Origin of the sequence: Caulobacter segnis, from assembly GCF_003243465.1 — a bacterium.
Classification (GTDB): domain Bacteria; phylum Pseudomonadota; class Alphaproteobacteria; order Caulobacterales; family Caulobacteraceae; genus Caulobacter; species Caulobacter segnis_A.
Map to the genome: position 1 here is coordinate 41,360 of NZ_QFQZ01000004.1, position 19,494 is coordinate 60,853.

At 69.4% G+C, this 19,494-nt stretch carries 12 protein-coding genes and 1 riboswitch; of the genes, 5 read left to right on the plus strand and 7 right to left on the minus strand.

Annotated features, from left to right (window positions below):
* Positions 1-2: 2 nt before the first annotated feature.
* Both DI526_RS02430 and coaBC read right to left on the minus strand, forming a co-directional pair.
* Positions 3-3,428, minus strand: a complete 3,426-nt coding sequence (locus DI526_RS02430) for a response regulator (protein ID WP_369691864.1) — start codon at positions 3,426-3,428, stop codon at positions 3-5.
* Between the two features lie 208 nt (positions 3,429-3,636).
* Positions 3,637-4,833: a bifunctional phosphopantothenoylcysteine decarboxylase/phosphopantothenate--cysteine ligase CoaBC gene (coaBC, locus tag DI526_RS02435; RefSeq protein WP_304273678.1), complete on the minus strand. Its 1,197-nt coding sequence runs from the start codon at positions 4,831-4,833 to the stop codon at positions 3,637-3,639.
* 155 nt (positions 4,834-4,988) lie between these two features.
* Between coaBC and DI526_RS02440 the strand changes: the two genes are divergently transcribed.
* Entirely contained in the window at positions 4,989-5,549 is a 561-nt protein-coding gene (locus DI526_RS02440) for a hypothetical protein (protein WP_304273680.1), read from the plus strand.
* Here the strand turns inward: DI526_RS02440 and ubiB are convergent.
* Positions 5,546-7,054 (minus strand): 2-polyprenylphenol 6-hydroxylase, encoded by a 1,509-nt coding sequence (gene ubiB / locus DI526_RS02445; RefSeq protein WP_304273682.1) that lies wholly within the window; start codon positions 7,052-7,054, stop codon positions 5,546-5,548. The genes DI526_RS02440 and ubiB overlap by 4 nt on opposite strands.
* A gap of 150 nt (positions 7,055-7,204) precedes the next feature.
* Complete coding sequence (locus tag DI526_RS02450; RefSeq protein WP_304273684.1) at positions 7,205-7,963, minus strand: class I SAM-dependent methyltransferase; 759 nt, start codon at positions 7,961-7,963, stop codon at positions 7,205-7,207.
* Positions 7,964-8,106: 143 nt separating this feature from the next.
* Between DI526_RS02450 and mutM the strand changes: the two genes are divergently transcribed.
* The 4 genes from mutM (at position 8,107) to DI526_RS02470 (ending at position 11,936) form a co-directional block, all read left to right on the plus strand.
* A complete protein-coding gene (gene mutM, locus DI526_RS02455; RefSeq protein WP_304273686.1) occupies positions 8,107-8,970 on the plus strand; it encodes a bifunctional DNA-formamidopyrimidine glycosylase/DNA-(apurinic or apyrimidinic site) lyase in 864 nt (287 codons plus the stop codon).
* 71 nt (positions 8,971-9,041) lie between these two features.
* Positions 9,042-9,410 (plus strand): hypothetical protein, encoded by a 369-nt coding sequence (locus DI526_RS02460; RefSeq protein ID WP_304273688.1) that lies wholly within the window; start codon positions 9,042-9,044, stop codon positions 9,408-9,410.
* Positions 9,411-9,470: 60 nt separating this feature from the next.
* Positions 9,471-9,551: riboswitch (ZMP/ZTP riboswitch) on the plus strand.
* A gap of 26 nt (positions 9,552-9,577) precedes the next feature.
* A complete protein-coding gene (gene purH / locus DI526_RS02465) occupies positions 9,578-11,167 on the plus strand; it encodes a bifunctional phosphoribosylaminoimidazolecarboxamide formyltransferase/IMP cyclohydrolase (RefSeq protein WP_304273690.1) in 1,590 nt (529 codons plus the stop codon).
* A 16-nt stretch (positions 11,168-11,183) separates the two neighbouring features.
* Positions 11,184-11,936: a dienelactone hydrolase family protein gene (locus DI526_RS02470; protein WP_304273692.1), complete on the plus strand. Its 753-nt coding sequence runs from the start codon at positions 11,184-11,186 to the stop codon at positions 11,934-11,936.
* Here the strand turns inward: DI526_RS02470 and DI526_RS02475 are convergent.
* The 3 genes from DI526_RS02475 to DI526_RS02485 form a co-directional block, all read right to left on the minus strand.
* Positions 11,933-13,132 (minus strand): DUF418 domain-containing protein, encoded by a 1,200-nt coding sequence (locus DI526_RS02475; protein ID WP_304273694.1) that lies wholly within the window; start codon positions 13,130-13,132, stop codon positions 11,933-11,935. The two genes, DI526_RS02470 and DI526_RS02475, sit on opposite strands and share 4 nt — an antisense overlap.
* Before the next feature lie 64 nt (positions 13,133-13,196).
* Entirely contained in the window at positions 13,197-18,017 is a 4,821-nt protein-coding gene (locus DI526_RS02480; protein ID WP_304273696.1) for an NAD-glutamate dehydrogenase, read from the minus strand.
* Between the two features lie 359 nt (positions 18,018-18,376).
* Positions 18,377-19,462 carry an AI-2E family transporter gene (locus tag DI526_RS02485; RefSeq protein WP_304273699.1) on the minus strand — a complete coding sequence of 362 codons (1,086 nt, stop codon included), beginning with the start codon at positions 19,460-19,462 and terminating at the stop codon, positions 18,377-18,379.
* Positions 19,463-19,494 lie beyond the last annotated feature (32 nt).

Consider the following 19,494-nt stretch of genomic DNA (forward strand, 5'->3'; position numbering starts at 1 on the left):
CCCTACCTCGGCATCCAGACGCGGACCAGCGACAGCAGTTTGTCGACGTCGATCGGCTTGGCCATGTAGTCGTTGGCTCCGGCCTCGATGCAGCGCGCCTGGTCGTCGGGCATGGCCTTGGCCGTGAGCATCAGGATCGGCAGCTTCGACCAGCGCGGATCGTCGCGGATCGTACGGGTGGCCGTCAGGCCGTCCATCACCGGCATCATCACGTCCATCAGGACCAGATCGATCCCCTTGGCCGGGTCCTGCGCCGCGCGGCCCAGGGCGTCGATCGCCTCCTGGCCGTTGCGGGCGATCTCGACCACGGCCCCGCGCGGCTCCAGCACGTTGGTCAGGGAGTAGACGTTGCGGATGTCGTCCTCGACCACCAGGATCCGACGGCCTTCCAGCACCGCGTCGCGGTTGCGCGCCTTCTGGATCATCTTCTGCTGCTCGGGCGGCAGCGCCGAGACCACCTGGTGCAGGAACAGCGAGACCTCGTCCAGCAGCCGCTCGGGAGACTTGGCCCCCTTGATGATGATCGAGCTGGAATAGCGGCGCAGGCGCTGCTCGTCGTCGGCCGACAGGTCGTGGCCGGTATAGACGATCACCGGCGGGAAGGCGTGCTCGCCGTCCTGGCTCAGCGTCTCCAGCAGCGAATAGCCCGAGGCGTCGGGCAGGGTCAGGTCCAGCACCATGCAGTCGAAGGTCTCGCGCCGCAGGGCGTCCAGGCACTCGGCCGCCGTGCCGACACCGACCGTCTCGACCTCGCCCGAGGACAGCAGCCGGCCCAGCGCGTCGCGCTGCACCGCGTCGTCCTCGACGATCAGCACGCGCCGCACCGTGCTGGCCAGCTTGGCCTCCAGGGTCTTGAGCACCTCGGCCAGGTCGTCGCGCTTGACCGGCTTGAGCATGTAGCCGATCGCGCCCAGCGACAGGGCCGTCTGGCTGTGATCCTCGGCCGAGATGACGTGGATCGGGATGTGGCGGGTGGCGTCGTCGCGCTTCAGCCGATCCAGGACCAGCAGGCCGGACTCGTCGGGCAGGCCGACGTCCAGCACCACGGCGCTGGGCTTGAACTCGCGGGCCAGCTTCAGGGCCTCCTCGGCCGTGCTGGCCACCAGGCACTGGAAGCCGAGCTCGCGCGAGAGATCGCGGACGATGCCGGCGAACCGATCGTCGTCCTCGACCACCAGCAGGACGCGCCGGGCGCCCTGCGCCTGCTCGCGATCATCCTCGACGGTCGTGGTCCGCGCGATCCGCTTGGGGCGGGCCGGGGCCGGGGCGGCCGGCGCCTCGGCCAGCCGCGGCGGCTCGCGCGGGGCGATGCGGGACGGGTCGTAGGCCTGCGGAATGGTGATGGTGAAGGTGCTGCCTTCGCCGGGCCGGCTCTCCAGGCCGATCGTCCCGCCCAGCAGACGCGTAAGCTGCCGGCTGATCGAGAGCCCAAGGCCGGTGCCGCCGTACTTGCGGCTGATGGTGCCGTCGGCCTGGCGGAAGGCTTCGAAGATCGCCTCCTGCTGCTCGCGCGAGACCCCGATACCGGTGTCAACGACCGAGAACGCGATGCTCTTGTCGCCGGCCGGAACGATCTTCAGCCGCACGCCGCCTTTCTCGGTGAACTTGAAGGCGTTGGAGAGCAGGTTCTTCAGCACCTGCTCCAGGCGCTGGCGGTCGGTCTCGATCACCTTCGGCGCGCCCTCGGCGACCTCGATCGCGAAGTCGAGGCCGCGGCTGTCGGCGACCGGACCGAACAGCTGGCGCAGGTCGGTCGTCAGCCGTTGCAGCGACACGCTCTCGGGGCGCACCTCGACGTGGCCGGCCTCGATCTTCGACAGGTCCAGGATGTCGTTGATCAGGTTCAACAGGTCGTTGCCCGACGACTCGATCGTCTGGGCGAACTTCACCTGCTCGGCCGAGAGGTTGCCGTTGGGATTGTCGCTGAGCAGCTTGGACAGGATCAGCAGCGAGTTGAGCGGCGTGCGCAGCTCGTGGGACATGTTGGCCAGGAAGTCGGACTTGTACTGGCTGGCCTGCTCCAGCTCGCGGGCCTTCAGCGTCACGGCCGCGCTGGTTTGTTCCAGCTCGTCGCGCTGGGTTTCCAGCAGCTGGGCCTGCTCCTCCAGCTGGCTGTTGGTCTGCTCCAGCTCGGCCTGCTGCTGCTCCAGCCGCGTCTGGGATTCCTTCAGGGCGCGGCCCTGCTCCTCGAGCTCCTCGTTGGAGACGCGCAGCTCCTCGCTCTGGACCTGCAGCTCCTCGGACTGGCGCTGGGTTTCCTCCAGGGTATCCTGCAGCTCGGCGCGGTAGCGGGCCGAGCGCAGCGCGATCCCGATCGTGCCGCCGACCTCGTTCAGCAGCTCCAGCACGCGGTCGTCCACCGGGTGCAGGAAGCCCAGCTCGATCACCGCATTGACGACGCCGTCGGCCTTGGTCGGCACGATCACCAGGTGCTTGGGCTTGTCCTGGCCCAGGGCCGAGCCGACCGTGATGTAGCCGTCCGGTACGTCGCGGATGACCGTCGCCTGGCCCTCGGCCGCGACCTTGCCCAGCAGGCCTTCCTTCAGGCTGAAGCGCTCGGGCGTCTGGGCGTCGGCGGGGATGCCCAGGCTGGCGGCGCGATAGAACTGGCCGCCGTGGCCCTTGAACAGGGCGCCGGCCTGGAAGCCCAGATACTGCGACAGGAAGGCCAGGATGTTGTCGGCCAGCATCTCGACCGAGACATCGCCGATCGTCGCCGAGGACAGGCCGACCTGGCCGGCTTGCAGCCATTCTTCCCGCGCTTGGGCCCGGGCGGCGCGGCGGATCAGGTAGAACACTACCAGGGTCAGAACGCCGCCCAGCAGGCTGGCCAGCACGCCGCTGAACAGGGCGGTGTCGTAGGCCGAGCCCATCGCCGTCAGGCGCAGGGCGCGCAGGCGACTCTCCTCCTGCCGCATCACACGCACCTGCTCGCGAATGGAGTCCATCTCGGCCTTGCCGCGATCGGTGTTGACCACCGCCAGGGCGGCGGCCGGACCGACGCTCCGGCGCAGGGTGATGGTTTCCTCCAGCTCGCCCAGCTTGGCCGCGATCTGGCGCTTGAGAACCGTCAGGTTGGCCTTCTGCGTGGGGTTGTCGCGGGTCAGACGCTCGACCGCCTCGGTCCGCGCGGTCACGTCGGAGACGGCGGCCTGGTAGGGCTCAAGATACCGGTCGTTGCCGGTCAGCAGATAGCCGCGCTGCCCGGTCTCGGTGTCCTGCACCGTCAGCAGCAGGTCGTCGATCGCCATCAGCACGTCGTGCGAGTGCCAGATCTTCTGGCTGCTGGCCCGCAGCATCTCGACGTTGCGGTAGGCGACGAAGCCGCTGCCCAGGAAGAACAGCAGCACGATGGCCAAGCCGACGGCCGCCCAGGTCTCCATGCGGGACCAGGGCAGGGACGAACGCGAGGGGTTTGTGGCGGACATGACGATCCAGGAACTCGGGCGCTAGACGCTGATGGCGGACGGCGGGTGTCGGGCGCGCCCTGTGCAAGGCGCCGCGTGATCCCGGATCACCGAAGCAAACCCACGATCACCGAAGCCGACAAGGAGCCCCACCCGCGCGTAAGAGCGTGGGGGCTCAAACGCCGCCCTACGCTCAAGGTTCCCGCTATGATCCCCGTTTTGGGGACGGCTACACCAGGGCCTGGGCGATCCGCGCCGCGATCTGGGCCGCAACCACGTCCTTGGCCGCGCGGTCCCAGCGCTCTGTCCCGTCCTTGGTGACCAGCAGCACGGCGTTCTCGCCACCGCCCATCACGCCCGGCTGGGTGACGTCGTTGGCGATGATCCAGTCGCAGCCCTTGCGGGCCAGCTTGGCGCGGGCGTGCTCCTCGACATGGTCTGTCTCGGCCGCGAAGCCGACGACGAGTTTTGGCCGTTGGGGGCCCGAGGCCGACAGGGTCGCCAGGATGTCGGGGTTCTCGACGAAGGTCAGGGCCGGGGGCCCGCCCTTCTCCTTCTTCAGCTTGGTCCCGAACGCCTCGTCGACGCGCCAGTCGGCGACGGCCGCGACGAAGACGCCGACATCGGCCGGCAGGGCGGCCTGGCTGGCGGCCAGCATCTGGCGGGCGGTCTCGACATCGACGCGCTTGACGCCGGGCGGGGTGGGCAGGAACACCGGGCCGGCCACCAGGGTGACCTCGGCGCCCAGCCGCGCCAGGGCCTCGGCGATCGCGAAGCCCTGCTTGCCGCTGGACCGGTTGGTGACGCCGCGCACCGGGTCGATCGGCTCAAAGGTCGGGCCGGCGGTGACGATGGCCCGCTTGCCGACCAGCGGCCTGGCGGTCGGGCCCTCCAGCATGGCGACGATGGCGGCGAAGATCTCTTCCGGCTCGGCCAGGCGCCCGGGGCCGAACTCGCCGCAGGCCATGGCGCCCTCGGCCGGATCGACGAAGGACACGCCGTCGGCCTTCAGCGTCGCGACATTACGCTGGGTGGCCGGGTGCAGCCACATCCGCACGTTCATGGCCGGGGCCATCAGCACGGGCTTGTCGGTGGCGAGCAGGGCGGTGGTGGCCAGGTCATTGGCGTGGCCGTGGGCCGCCTTGGCGATCAGGTCGGCGGTGGCCGGCGCGACCACGACCAGATCAGCCTGCCGCGACAGCTCGATGTGACCCATCTCGTGCTCGTCGGTCAGGGAGAACAGGTCCTGATAGACCTTGTCCTCGGCCAGGGCCGCCAGCGACAGCGGCGTGACGAACTGCTCGCCCGCCTTGGTCAGGACAGGTCGCACGGCGATCCCCGCGCGGCGCAGCAAGCGCACCAGCAGCAGCACCTTGTAGGCCGCCACCCCGCCGCCGACGATCAGAAGAACCCGCTTGTCGCCCACGCCCAGCTCCCGCTCCCGCGTTCGTCTCGTCCCCTGCACATGCCCATCCGCGCGCCAAAGCGCCAGTGACAATCCCACGGCGAAGATTCCGACTCGACTCTCGTTCCGCTTTCGTTCATTAAACGTCAGGGTAGAGCAATGGGGCGAATACGATCATGAAGGTTGTGAGACGGGTTCCTCTCGGTGTCGTCGCCTGGCTGGGCGTGCTGGCCCTGGCGGCCTGTGACAGCGGCGCCTCCGCCGTCAAGGCGCCGAAGGGGGGCGAGCGGGCCAGCACGGCGTCCGAAGGCGAAGCGACCGAGGCCTCAAGCGAAGGCGTCCGCCGCAGCGATCCGCGCGACGCGCCGGTCAAGCTGGTCGCCGGCAAGCCCTACTGGGCCGCCAACCGCACCCGCACCGCCGAGGAGAACGCCCAGCGCTCGTTCGAGCGCAACGGCGAGGTGTTCGGCGCCAAGACCGCCGACGACTATGTCGCCAAGGTCCACGCCTTCGTCAGCGATCCGCCCAAGGGGGCCCAGACCCTGAAGCGCGCCAATGGCGACCTCCTGATCTACGACCCCAAGGACAACGTCTTCGCGGTGGTCTCGCGCGAGGGCGCGCCGCGCACGATGTTCAAGCCGGACGAGGGCGCGGCCTATTGGGACGAACAGAAGACCCGAGAAGCCCGCCGCGCCACGGCGGCGAAGAAGCGCGAGCGCAACGAGGCGGAGGGTTAGCGCGACAGCAGCAGCCCCGTCACGAAGGCCGCCCCCGCCGTCGCGGCGCCGATCAGGAACCACAGCAGCGGCCAGACGTGCGGCCGCTCGCCGTGGACCTCGGTGGTCGCCGGCGGGGCCTCGGCCAGGCGGGCGATGGCGCGGAGAGCGCGCAGGGCCTCCTCGGCGAAGTCGCGGACCTTGGCGGCGGGCGACAGCTCGCGGCCGATCCAGCGGCGGACCACCGGGTCGGCGGCGGCCCACAGGTCGTGGGTCGGGTCGATGCGGCGGGCCACGCCCTCGACCGTGACCATGGTCTTCTGCAAGAGGACCAGCTCAGGCCGCAGGGCCATGTCGAACAGGGCGGTGATTTCGAACAGCTGGGCCAGCAGCCGGCCCATCGAGACGTCGCGGGCGTTGCGGCCGAACACCGGCTCGCCGACGGCGCGCAGGGCCTGGGCGAAGGCGTCCTTGTCCTGGTGGGCCGGGACGTAGCCGGCGTCGAAATGAACCTGGGCGATGCGGGCGTAGTCGCGGTTCAGGAAGCCGTACAGGATCTCGGCCAGGTAGCGCCGCTCGCCCGCGCCAAGGCGTCCAACGATGCCGTAGTCGACGGCGACCACGCTGGCGGGTGCGGCGACGAACAGGTTGCCCTCGTGCAGGTCGGCGTGGAACAGGCCGTGGTCCAGGGCTTGGGCGAGAAAGCCGCGGGTGACGTTCTCGGCCAGGGCCTTGCGGTCCAGGCCGGGCAGGTCCAGGGCCGCCGCGTCGGACAGCGGGACGCCCTCGGCCCAGGTCAGGGTCAGGACGCGCTTGCCCACGCCTTCCCAGCACACCGTGGGGGCGCGCATATAGGGGTCCTTGGCCATGGCCTCGCCCAGTTCGGCGCAGCCGGCGGCCTCGAAGCGCAGGTCCATCTCCAGCGCGAGGGCGCGGATCACGACCTCGACGAACTCGGTCGGACGCAGCCGGCGCGAGGCCGGCGCCAGGGTCTCGGCCAGCCGCGCGGCCAGGCGCAGCACGCCGGTGTCGCGCGCGACCTGGCGCTCGACGCCGGGCCGTAGCACCTTCACAGCCACCTTGCGGCCATCGACCAGCGTGGCCGGATGGGCCTGGGCCAGCGAGGCGGCGGCGACCGGCTCGCCGATCTCGGCGAAGATCTCGTCCAGCGGCTTGCCGAGGTTGCGGGCGATCTCGGCCCGCGCGACCGCCAGCGGGAAAGCCGGCAGTCGGTCCTTCAGGTGCGACAGGTCCTCGGCGAAGGCGGTTCCGAAGATGTCGGCGCGGGTCGACAGGAACTGGCCCAGCTTGATCGCCGCCGGGCCTTGGCTTTCAAGCACCCGCGCCAGGCGCTCGCCGGGCCGACCGCGCTTGGCGGCGCCGCCGGCGAACAGCCGCAGCAGGCGTCCGACCAGCTTGGCGGAGCCCGGCAGCAACGGTTCGGCCTCGCGCGGGATCAGGGCGTCGGCCCTGACCAGCGTCCAGCCCGCGCCCGTCAGGCGGAAAAACGCGGAGAGGGAGGTCAACCCAAAGGCCCCGCATCTTCAATCCGACCTTCCCGGCGAATGCCGGGATCCAGATTCAGCTCAAGCGCGAGCAAGCCTTGGCGCTCCTCGGCCCTAAGATCTGGGCCCCGGCATTCGCCGGGGAAGTCGGCGGAGAGAAAAACCATTGGCCTACAGCGCCCAGCCCTGGTGCAGGGCCGCGACGCCGCCGGTGAAGTTGGTGTAGCTGACGCGCTTGAAGCCGGCGTTCTCGATCATGCCGGCGAAGGTCTTCTGGTCGGGGAAGCGGCGGATGCTCTCGACCAGGTACTGATAGGCGTCGCGGTCCTTGGCGACCCACTCGCCGACCTGCGGGATGACCTTGAAGCTGTAGGCGTCATAGGCTTTCGCGAGGGCTTCCGTCACCGGCCGCGAGAACTCCAGGCACAGGAAGCGGCCGCCCGGCTTGAGCACCCGGCGCGCCTCGCGCAGGGCCGCGTCGATGTCCGTCACGTTGCGGATGCCGAAGCTGATCACATAGGCGTTGGCGTAGTTGTCGGGCAGCGGCAGGCGCTGGGCGTCGCCGACGGTCCAGGTGATCTCCGGTTCGCCGCCGCGCTCGATGCCGGTGGCGATCATCTCGGCGTTGTAGTCGATGATGTTGATGGTCGCGTCGGGACCGCCGCGCCGCTCCTGGGCCTGCCGCGCCATCTTGGCGAAGCGGCGGGCCATGTCGCCGGTGCCGCCGGCGCAGTCGATGATCACCTCGCCCGGCTGCGGGTTCAGGCGCGCGGCGACCGCGTCCTTCCACAGCCGATGCACGCCGCCGCTCATCAGGTCGTTCATGATGTCGTAGTTCTTGGCCACGCGGTCGAACACGCCGCGCACCAGGCCCGCCTTCTGCGAGGCGTCGACGTCCTTGAAACCGAAGCTGGCGGAGGTGTTGCTCATGACGTCCCGGGGGCGAACTCTCTATATGGAGGTTCGCTATTAGCCCGCGTCACGCGCGCCGTCATCGAAGCTTTTTATCTTACGGCGTGGCGGACGCCGAAACCGCTTACACTTTCGTCTGCCACGCTCTTAAGGGTTTGCCGATGCCCGAACTGCCCGAAGTGGAGACCGTCCGACGCGGTCTTGAGCCCGTCCTGTCCGGCGCGCGCCTCGCCCGCGTGCGGGCCAACCGCCCCGACCTGCGCTTTCCCCTGCCCGACGGCTTCGTCCAACGGCTGACCGGCGCGACGATCCTGCGCCTGGATCGCCGGGCCAAGTACATCCTGGCCCCGCTGGACCGGGGCGACACCCTGGTGATGCATCTGGGCATGACCGGGCGCTTCGAGATCGCCGCCCCGGAGGGAACGGTCCGCCCCGGCGACTTCGCCCGCGTCGTCACGCCCGAGGACAAGCACGCCCACGTCATCTTCGAGACCGAGGCCGGCGCGACCGTCACCTATTACGACCCCCGCCGCTTCGGCTTCATGGACCTGATCCCGACCGAGGGCGTCGACCGCCACCCCTGGTTCGCGACCATGGGCCCCGAACCGCTCGGCGACGCCTTTGACGCCTGGACGCTGGAAAAGGCCTTCGCGAACCGCAAGCAGGGCCCCAAGACCCTGCTGCTGGACCAGCGCACGGTGGCGGGCCTGGGCAATATCTATGTCTGCGAAGCCCTGCACCGCGCCCACATCTCGCCGTTCAAGCCGGCGGGCGGCGTCGCCAAGAAGCGGCTCGGACCGCTGGCCGCGGCGATCAAGGACGTGCTGGCCGAAGCCGTCGAGGTCGGCGGCTCCACCCTGAAGGACTTCGCCGCCGCCGACGGGGCGCTCGGCTACTTCCAGCACCGCTTCCGCGTCTACGACCGCGAGGGCGAGCCCTGCCCGACGCCTGGCTGCAAGGGCGTGATCGCCCGCGAGGTCCAGGCCGGAAGGTCGACGTTCTTCTGCCCCGTTTGCCAGGTGTGAGGGCGCTGCGCGTCGTTTGACATTGCGGATTACAATTGTAATTCTTCCGCCTTCTGGCGGAGGTGATGATGATGACGCAGGCGCTCTGGAGCGTGTTCGACCATGCGGCGCTTCCTCAGAAGATCGTCCTGGCCCTGCTCTGCGCGGCGCTGCCCGGAACCCTGATCGCCGCCGTGCTGGGCGGAAGGACCCCTCGCAACCTGTGGCGACGCATCGTGTCCGAGCTGCGGTTCGCCGGCCCGGCCCTCGGCCTCTTGGTGGGCGGCCTCAACAGCTTCCATATGGGCCGCACCATCCAGACGCTGCCGTTCGACGCGACCCTGAAGCAGGTGGCGCCGGGGATATTCGAGGTGTCCACGCTGGTCAGCCTCGGCGCGTTGGTGGGTCTGGTGGCGGTGGTCGCGCATGGGGCGATGGAGCGGGACGAGCGGGCTTATTGAATGAAGGGAAGACTCCAGCGGCCGCCGCATTGACTCCCTCGTCCGCCCCCGTATTTTCCGCCCCGTTCGAGTGACTGGCGTTGAAGGTGGGCGACCACCGGGGAGCTCGATACGCATAAGCCGCGCGCCTGGGCTCCCTTTTCCGATCACGAAACCTGGAGTCCGCCGTGCCCGCCGCCCCCGACTATCCGTCCGCTCCCGATCTCGTCGCCCCCAAGCGCGCCCTGCTGTCGGTCTCCGACAAGACCGGCCTGGTCGAGGCGGCCAAGACCCTGCACGAGGCCGGCGTGGAGCTGGTCTCCACCGGCGGCACCAAGGCCGCGATCGCCGCCGCCGGGATCCCCGTGAAGGACGTCTCGGATCTGACCGGCTTCCCCGAGATGATGGACGGCCGGGTGAAAACCCTGCACCCGGTGGTGCACGGCGGGCTTCTCGGCGTCCGTGATGCGGCCGATCACGCCAAGGCCATGGCCGACCACGGCATCGGCGGCATCGATATCCTGTATGTGAACCTCTATCCGTTCGAGGCGACCGTCGCGAAGGGCGGCAGCTACGCCGAATGCGTCGAGAACATCGACATCGGCGGCCCGGCCATGATCCGCTCGGCGGCCAAGAACCACGGCTATGTCGCCGTCTGCACCGATCCGGCCGACCTCGCCGAAGTGCTGGAAGCGCTGAAGGCCGGCGGGACGACGCTGGCCCTGCGCCAGACCCTGGCGGCCCGCGCCTACGCCCGCACGGCGGCCTATGACGCGGCGATCTCGGCCTGGTTCGCCCAGGCGCTGGGCCAGGACTTCCCGGCCCGCAAGTCGATCGCCGGCGCGCTTCGCCAGACCATGCGCTACGGCGAAAACCCGCACCAGAAGGCGGCCTTCTACACCTTCCCGAACCCGCGTCCGGGCGTGGCCACGGCCAAGCAGCTGCAGGGCAAGGAGCTCAGCTACAACAATATCAACGACACCGACGCGGCCTTCGAACTGATCGCCGAGTTCGACCCGGCCCAGGGCCCGGCGGTGGCGATCATCAAGCACGCCAATCCCTGCGGCGTGGCCGTCGGCGCGACCCAGCGCGAGGCCTATGAGCGGGCGCTCGCCTGCGACCCGACCTCGGCCTTCGGCGGCATCGTGGCCGTCAACTCGCGCCTGACCCGCGAGGCGGCGGAAGCGATGGTCGAGATCTTCACCGAGGTCGTGATCGCCCCGGAGGCCGACGAGGACGCCGTGGCCGTCTTCGCCGCCAAGAAGAACCTGCGCCTCTTGGTCACCGGCGGCCTGCCCGACCCCCTGTCCACCGGCGACACCTTCAAGAGCGTGGCCGGCGGCTTCCTGGTGCAGTCGCGCGACGACGCGCGCATCAAGGCCTCGGACCTGAAGATCGTCACCAAGCGCCAGCCGACAGAGGAAGAAGTGCGTGACATGCTGTTCGCCTTCACCGTCGGCAAGCACGTCAAGAGCAACGCCATCGTCTACGCCCGCGCCGGCCAGACCCTGGGTGTCGGCGCCGGCCAGATGAACCGCAAGGACTCGGCCCGGATCGCGGCCCTGCGGGCGGCGGACTTCGGCCTGGATTTGAAGGGTTGCGCTTGCGCCTCGGAAGCCTTCTTCCCGTTCGCGGACGGCCTGATCCAGGCCGCCGAGGCCGGGGCGACGGCGATCATCCAGCCGGGCGGCTCGATGCGCGACGGCGAGGTGATCGAGGCGGCCGACAAGCTGGGCCTGGCCATGGCCTTCACCGGCGTGCGGGTGTTCAGGCACTAGTTCCTATGAGGTGAAGATGGACGGCGCCGCCTGGGGCGAACAGATCGCCCGCCACTCCCGGGTGTTCAAGCCGGAGGGCCCCGGGCCCTTCCCGGTGGCGCTGATCCTGCACGGCTGTGGCGGCAAGACGCCGTTCCTCGAGGTCTATGCCCAGGTCGCCGTGGCGGCGGGCTGGGCCGCCGTGGTCGTCGACTCGTTCCTGCCGCGTGGCGTGTCGAGCCTCGACGCCAAGCTGACCGTCTGCACCGGCCTGCGGGTGCGGGGGCCGCAGCGGGCGGGCGACCTCTTCGCCATGCTGGCCTGGCTGGAGGGGCAGGCCTGGGCGGACGCCTCGCGGCTGTTCCTGGCGGGCTGGAGCCATGGCGGCTGGACGATTATGGACGCCTATGCGCTGGGCGGCCGGGCGGCGGCGATCACCCGCGTGTCCGACGCCGATCCGGCGCGGCTGCGGGCGGCGGTGAAGGGCGCGCTGCTGGTCTATCCCTATGCCGGCTATCCGGCCCTGACGACGCGCCAAGGCTGGGGCGAGGGGGCACCGCCGGTCTGGTCGGTGCTGGCTGGCAAGGACCAGGTGGTCGGCTGGCGGGCGCCCAAGCTGGCCCTGGATCGCCTGACGCGCGACGGCCTCAGCGTCGACCAGATGTTCCTGCCGGACGCCACCCACGCTTTCGACGACGACAAGGCCAACGATCCCCGAGCGCGCTATCGGCCGGACCTGTTCGCCCAGGTCCAGGCCTATTTCACACAGGCCTTGAAGGCTTGCGCCTAGGCGATGGCCGCTGAGACGCGCTTGCGGAGCGGGCTCGGGCCCCGGTAAAGCCGCCGCCAGACCCACTCCAACGGTCCCATCTCGAAGCGGTCCAGCCACCAGCGCGACCACAGGATCTGCGCGATCCAGATGGCGACCGTGATCGCCGCCAACCCCGGCCGATCGACCTCGCCATGCAGGCCAAGGCCTCGCCCGCCATAGAAGATCGCGGTCATGATCACCGACTGGGCCAGATAGTTCGTGAAGGCCATCTGGCCGACCGGGGCCAGGGCGCGTGGGATCGCCGACCACGGCGTCGACCGCGTGGCGAACACCATCAGGGCGACATAGGCCAGGGTCGTCGGCGGGGCGAGCGCCCACTGGACGCCGACGGCGACCATGCCCAGCCCCCTCGGCAAGCCCATCACCGCCTCGGCGACGAAAAGACCGCCGACCAGGAGCGATGCGAGCACGCCCCCGACCAGCAGACGGCGATAGACGCGACCGGAGGCCTCGCCGGTCAGCACGCCGGCCTTGAAGGCGCCCAGGCCGAGCATCATCAGCGCCGAGGTCATCACGAAGATGATCGGCTCGGCGGGCAGGAAGGCCAGGCGGTCCTTGGCGTTCTGGACCAGCGACTGCAGGAAGTCCCCGCCATAAGCGGCCTCGGCCGCCTTGGCCTTGGCCAGCATCTTGGCCGTCTCCAGGGCCTGCTGGTCGGCGGCCTGTGGTGTGAAGGCCGCGAAGCTCAAGCCCACCAGCGACAGCAGGCTGAAGACGATCCAGATCGTCAGGCCTGTCCGGATCAGCTTTCGGGCCGGCCAGGATCGGACGAATAGGACCACGAAGCCGGCCAGGGCGTAGCTCAGCAGGACGTCGCCGTACCAGATCAGAAAGCCGTGCAGCAGGCCGAAGACCACCATCCAGAGGAGGCGCCGGCGCAGGATCGCGCCGCGATCCTTGTCCGACCGTTCGCCGCCCACCAGGAAGATCGACACGCCGAACAGCATGGCGAACAGGGTCACGAACTTGCGCTGGAACAGCCACTGGGTGACGACCCAGACCGACAGGGTCGCCGGGCCGGTACCGTGCGGCCAGTGGCTGGCCGATTCAGCGACGACCGGCGGGACGGCGAAGTCCGGCGCGTTGCACAGCAGAATGCCCAGCACGCCCAGACCGCGCAGGGCGTCGAGAAGAACGATCCTATCCTTGTTCATGACCACCCCACGACGCCCCACGCCGCGAGCCTGCCTCGCCGCGGCGTGGAGCGCAACCATGGGACTAGGCCGCGGACAGCTCGCGCAGGGCCGCGTTGGCGATCGTCAGCTTGGCGAAGGTCCAGCCGCCGCCGGCTTGCTCGATCTCCTCGATCGTGCGCTTGACCGTCCGGGGCAGGTCGCCCCGCAGGGCGGCCCAGGAGTTGATCGCCGCCTTGGCCCCCGCCTCGTCCTCGCCGGCCTGGGCGTTGGCGGCGAACTTCAGCACCGACTGGGTGATGCCGGTCTGCTCGCTCAGCATGTCCTCGATCAGGCGACGGACCGCCAGGCGCTCGAAGCTGTCGCCGCCGACGAAGGCGCCGGCCGCCGCCCGCAGGCGGTCGAAGCCGAACGCCGCGCCGACCTGATGGTACAGGCGAGCGACATTCTCGACGCGCCAGCTGGAGGCGTTGGACAGATCCACGAGATCGGCGGCCGTGGTCAGCGGCTGCAGCGCCGCGACGGCCTGGGCCAGGGCTTCGGGCGCGCCGTCGGCGATATAGGCCTTGGCGCGCTTGGCGACGGCCTTCTGCTCGAAGGGCGACAGGATGGACGGGGTCTGGCCGCGCAGCACGGCGACCGAAGGGCCATAGGCCTCGACAAGCGCCTTGACGCCGGACTTGTCGCGGAAGGCCCGGCGCGCCAGCCAGAAGCTCAGGCTGCGCAGGGCGTAGGCCAGGGCCTTGTAGAGCGCGGTCTGGCCGTCGGCCGAGGCCTTGTTGTCGAGGGCGCCGACCTGGTCCCACAGGGCGTCGACGCCCAGGATTTCCCGGGCGGCCGTGAAGCCGACCACCACCGCGGCGATGTCCGAGCTGGCGGCGGCCTTCAGCCGGCTGGCGAAGGTCGGGCCGCACATGTTGACCATCTGGTTGCCGACCACCGTGGCGATGATCTCGCGCTTCAGGCGGTGCTTCTGCATGGCGTCGGCGTACTGGCCGAGCGCCTTGGGGAAGTAGCCCTCCAGCGTCGCCTCGAACCAGGGATCGTCCGGCGCCGAGGACGCGACGATCTCGTCGAACAGGTCGAGCTTGCCATAGGCCAGAAGCACCGCGAGCTCCGGACGGGTCATGCCCTTGCCGGCGGCCTTGCGCTCGAGCAGCGCCGTATTGGTCGGCAGGCCTTCGACCCGGCGGTCCAGGCGCCCGCGCTGTTCCAGGTCGACCATGTAGCGAATCTGGGCGTCGACCTCGGAGACGGCGTCGCTCTCCAGCAGGGTCAGGGCCAGGGTCTGGTCGTAATTGTGCTCCAGGACATGATGGGCCACGTCGTCGGTCATCGAGGCCAGCAGGGTGTTGCGATCCGGGCGGGTCAGCGCGCCCGAACGCTCCAGGATGCCGGTCAGGATCTTGATGTTGACCTCGTGGTCGGAGCTGTCGACCCCGGCCGAGTTGTCGATGGCGTCGGTGTTGATGTGGCCGCCGGCCTGGGCGAACTCGATGCGGCCCGCCTGGGTCAGGCCCAGGTTCGCGCCTTCACCGACCACCTTGACCCGCAGGTCCGCGCCGTTGATGCGGATGGCGTCGTTGGCCTTGTCGCCGGCGTCGGCGTTGCTTTCGCCCTTGGCCTTCACATAGGTGCCGATGCCGCCGAGATAGAGCAGCTCGGCCCGCGCCTTAAGGATCGCCGTCATCAGCTCGGCCGGCGAGACGGTCTCGGCCTTCAGGTCCAGCATGGCGCGGACCTCGGGCGACAGCGGGATGCTCTTCAGGCTGCGCGCGAAGACGCCGCCGCCCTGGGAGATCTTGGACTTGTCGTAATCCTCCCACGACGAGCGCGGCAGCTTGAACATGCGGTCGCGTTCTTCCCACGACACCGCGGGGTCGGGGTTCGGGTCCAGGAAGATATGGCGGTGGTCGAAGGCGGCCAGCAGCTTGGTCTGCTTGGACAGCAGCATGCCGTTGCCGAACACGTCGCCGGACATGTCGCCGACGCCGACGGCGGTGAAGGTCTCGGTCTGGATGTCCTTGCCCAGCTCACGGAAGTGGCGCTTGACCGCTTCCCAGGCGCCGCGGGCGGTGATGCCCATGACCTTGTGGTCGTAGCCGACCGAACCGCCCGAGGCGAAGGCGTCGCCCAGCCAGAAGCCGTAGTCCTCGGCCACGCCGTTGGCGATGTCGGAGAAGGTCGCCGTGCCCTTGTCGGCCGCCACGACCAGATAGGGGTCGTGGCCGTCGTGGACCACCACCGAGCGGGGCGGCACGACCTCGTTGTCGGCGTCGATGTTATCGGTCAGGTCCAGCAGGCCCGACAGGAAGGTCTTGTAGGCGCGGATCGCCTCGGCCTGGATGGCGTCGCGATCGCCGCCGCGCGGCAACTGCTTGGGATAGAAGCCGCCCTTCGAGCCGACCGGCACGATCACGGCGTTCTTGACCTGCTGGGCCTTCACCAGGCCCAGCACCTCGGTGCGGAAGTCGTCGCGGCGGTCGGACCACCGCAGGCCGCCGCGCGCCACCGGACCAAAGCGCAGGTGCACGCCCTCGACATGCGGGGCGGAGACGTAGATTTCGCGGAACGGCTTGGGCGCGGGCAGGTCTTCCAGCTCGCGCGAGGCGATCTTGAAGCTGATGTAGGGCTTGGGCGCGCCGTTGGCGGCGGGCTGGTAGAAGTTCGTCCGCTGGATGGCGCCGACGAGGGCGGCCAGGCGACGCAGAACGCGGTCGGCGTCCAGGCTTTCGACGGCCTGCAGCGCCTCGACGATCTTGGCCTCGACGGCCTTGGCCTGGGCGATGCGTCCCTTGAGGTCGCCCGGGATCGCCGGATCGAACTTGGCCCGGAAGAGGTCGAGGATCAGGCGGGTGACGGCCGGGTGGTCGCGCAGCGCGGCTTCCTGCACCTGCTGGCTGGGATCAAGGCCCGATTGCTGGCGATAGCGGGCGAGGGCGCGGATCAGCGCCGCTTCGCGCCAGCTGATGGCCAGCTCGAGCACGATGCGGTTGAAGCCGTCGTTCTCGGCGAGGCCCGTCCAGATCGCGATGAAGGCTTCCTCGAAGACCTGGCGAATCTCGTCGAACACGATGTGCTCGCCGGCGGGGTCGTCGAGCACGAACTCGTGGACCCAGACCGAGCGAGGACCATCGGCCTCGTAGACGCTGAGACGGTGGCCGTCCTCGATCAGCGCCTTCAGGCCCATGCGCTCCAGGATCGGCAGCACTTCGGCGAGCGGGGCGGCGGCGCCGCGCAGATAAAGTTTGAAGCGGAAGGTGCGGGCGTCGTCATCGGCCCGGCGGAAGGCGCGCACGCGCGGCGGCGTGTCCGGCGACAGGGCCTCGATCATGTCGATGTCCAGCAGCGCTTCCTGGGCGTCGTACTGGTCGCGATAGCCGGGAGGGAAGGCGCGGCCGTACTTGGCGAGCAGGGCGCGGACCCCGCCGGCCGGGGCGCCGCCCGCGCGGACCACGGCCTCGAACCGGTCTTCCCAAGTCAGGGCCGTGTCGGCGATGCGCGCCTCCACCCAGCCCAAATCAGGATCGGGGTGGTCGCCGGGCGTCACCTCGATGATGAACTGGGCGCGGGCCAGGGGGGCGTCCGAGATCTCCGGATAGTATTCCAGCACCTTGCCGTCATAGGCGTCGGCCAGGATCGCGCCGGCCCGCTCGCAGACCTCGGTGTCGAAGCGCTCGCGCGGGATATAGACCAGCACCGAGGCGAAGCGGTCGAACGGGTCCATGCGGGCGAACAGCCGCACGCGCGGCCGGTCGATCAGGTGCAGGACGCCCAGCGCCATGGACAACAGGGTGTCCTCGCTGGTCTGGAACAGTTCGTCGCGCGGCCAGGTCTCCAGGATGTTGCGCAGGCGCTTTTCGTTGTGGCTGCCCGGCGCCTTGGCGGCGCGCCGCATGATCCGGGCCACCCGGTGGCGGATCAGCGGCACCTCGCTGGCGGGGGTCTCATAGGCCTCGGCGGTGAACAGGCCCACGAACCGGACCTCGCCCGACGGCTTGCCGTCCGGGCCGTAGCGGCGGACGCCGACATAATCCATGAAGCCGCGGCGGTGGACCCGCGAGCGCAGGTTGGACTTGGCGACCACGACGGGGGTGCCGGTCTCCAGCTGCCGGCGCAGCTGCGCGGACAGGATCGCCGGTTCGTGAGTCCGCCGCAGCACCGCGCGCGTCGAGTCCTTCAGGACGCCAAGACCCGCCTCGGCCTCGTACAGGGGCTCTTCGGCCGCGTAGCCGCCGTCCGGCGAGCGCGGATATTCGTAGATGCGCGCGCCCAGGAAGACGAAGTTGTCGTCCTCCAGCCAGCGCAGGAAGGCTAGTTCCTCCTGGCGGCCCTCTTCGCTGGTGACGCCGTGCGTGGCCGACAGCTCGCCGATGGCGCGATGCATCAGCTCGCGCATCGCCTTGAAGTCGCCGACGGCGCGGCGAACGTCGAACAGGGTTTCGCGCACCTGCTCCTGAAGGAATTCCGCGCGGTCCTCGCCGACGGGGTCCAGGTGGACCTGGATCAGCGAGCGAGCGACGCCGTCGATCTCGACGACGGGGTGGAACATGGCGCGGACGCGGAAGCCGCTCTCGGTGATCTCGCCCATGACGCTATCGACCAGGAAGGGACGGTCGAGCTGGACGATCTCGAGCAGGTCGCGCCCGGTGGCGCCCTCCACCGCGGACCGAAGCCTGACGGCGGGCTGCTCCCCGGTGACGCCGACCGCGAAATCCCAGAACTCGACCAGGGAAGCGGCGGCCGCCGTCGCCGACAGCACGGGCGCATCCTCGACAGCCCAGTCCGCATCGACCTGCGCCAGATAGTCGCGCTCGGCCAGGGAGAGTTCCTGGACCGACTTCCCCCGCTTCTGGGCGTAGGCGGCGGCGAGGCTATGGTTTGGGTCGATCTTCACGCCGTTCATGCCGCTTCCTCAAAAATTTTTCCGACATACCTACCGTGGAAAGGTAAAAACTCAACGCATATGCGGAGAAGAAGCCACCTTTTGCTCTCGCGGTCCGCCAAGCCCTCGTGGCGCGGCGAGGTGCTTAAAGCCTAGCGCCGGAGCGAAAGCTTGTCGTTAACGGCTGTGTGAAAACGGCTGCGTGAAAAACGGAAGCGCCGCCGGCTGGGGGAAAGCCGGCGGCGCGGGCCCGCTTGGGGAAGGCGGGCGTTTTCCGCTTGGACGACGACGGCCTTGCCTGTCGCGGTCTGCGGGATCCGGGTGGGGGATGCCGGACAGGATTAAGATAGGAACCCATCCGGCCAGTTTAAGGGGCGCGGCTACTTCTTTCGCGCGGGCTTGGCGGCGTCCAGGCGATCGCCCTGCGGGTCGCCGTCCTCGGACAGCAGGATCGCGATCCAGCGGGATCCGTCGAACTGCGCCAGGATCAGCATCACGGCGACGGTCAGCGGCGTCGACAGGAACATCCCCGGCACGCCCCAAAGAGCGCCCCAGACCGCCAGGGACAGCAGCACGACTGTGGGGTCCATGTTCAGGCTGTCGCCCTGCATGCGCGGCAGGATGACGTTTCCGACCACGAAGAAGATGGCCTGCAGCGCCACGAAGAGGATGATCGCCGGCCAGAAGCTTTCGGGGAACTGCACCAGGGCGAACAGCGGCGGCATGAAGCAGCCGATCGCGCCGCCCAGGATCGGGATGTAGGCGGCCAGGAAGATCAGGAAGGCCCAGAAGAAGGCGTTGTCCAGCCGCACCAGCATCATCACCACCCAGGCGGCCACCGCGATCATCAGGCCGGTGACGGTCTGGATCCACAGGTACTGCTCCACCCCGTCCCGGATCCGCTGGAACAGCTTCATGTTCCGCTCGCGCGTGGCGTGCTGCGGAAACAGGGCGACGATCTTGCGGGCGAAGCCGCGCCGGGAGGCGATGATGAAGCCCAGATAGATCAGCACCAGCACGGCGCTGGAAGCGAAGTTCCCGAACGACTGGGCGGCCTGGCCGATATAGCGCTGCGGGTTCAGCTCGTTGATCAGGCCGCCGATGGTCGGCGCGACGTGGATGCCGACGGCGTGGGCCAGCTTGGCGATGATGTCGTTCAGGCGCGGCGCGTAATCCTTCAGCTGGTCGAAGAAGCCCCGTCCGTTCTCGATGACCACCCAGAACGACACCCCGAAGAGCAGGATCGAGATGACGAGGGCGGTCGGCAGCGCGGCGCGGGCGGGGAAGCCTGGAACGCGGGCCATCAGCACCCGGGCGAAGCTGTCGACCATCACCGCCAGGAACACCGCCAGCGCCAGGGGCGTGAGGATGTCCTGCATCCAGTACAGCGCCGCGCCGCCGGCGATCACGGCCAGGAGCACCACGGCGTTGCGGGTGGTGGAGGGAGGCGAGGCGGAGGTGGGCATCTTCAACGGCTCTTACGAAGCGGGGGCGACAT